Origin of the sequence: Pseudoalteromonas sp. SG41-5, from assembly GCF_014164495.1 — a bacterium.
Lineage (GTDB): Bacteria > Pseudomonadota > Gammaproteobacteria > Enterobacterales > Alteromonadaceae > Pseudoalteromonas > Pseudoalteromonas rhizosphaerae.
The window spans coordinates 1-330 of sequence record NZ_JACJFH010000309.1 but is presented as its reverse complement, the minus strand read 5'-3'; the positions used below and the strand labels follow the sequence as shown (position 1 = coordinate 330).

Below are 330 nucleotides of genomic sequence, written 5' to 3'. Positions count from 1 at the left end.
CAAAGTGATGCCTGGCAGGCTTTATATAAAGATTACATCCACCACAGTGTTAAATATTCAGCAACGATTGATGCGATTGCTCATGGCCCTGAAGAAGACGCTGAATTCACCACTAAAAACCAACAGCGCGAGCTTTTTTACAATCAGCCAGAACAAGCTGAAGAAAGTGAGCAATGGCAGTCACAACTAATAAATGGATATAGATTATGGACAAACTCATAAAATTACTTATCACACTCGCTTTAATATTATTCGCTGTAGGATGTTCGTCAACAGGTAAAATTGATTACATGGTCGCAGGTGTCGGCACCGAAAATGGCAATGCAATTT

General features: G+C 39.7%; 1 pseudogene. It reads left to right on the top strand.

Features of this window, described 5'->3' with window-relative positions:
* Window positions 1-222, top strand: a pseudogene (locus H5232_RS23785) (DUF2235 domain-containing protein); the annotation flags it as partial.
* Window positions 223-330 lie beyond the last annotated feature (108 nt).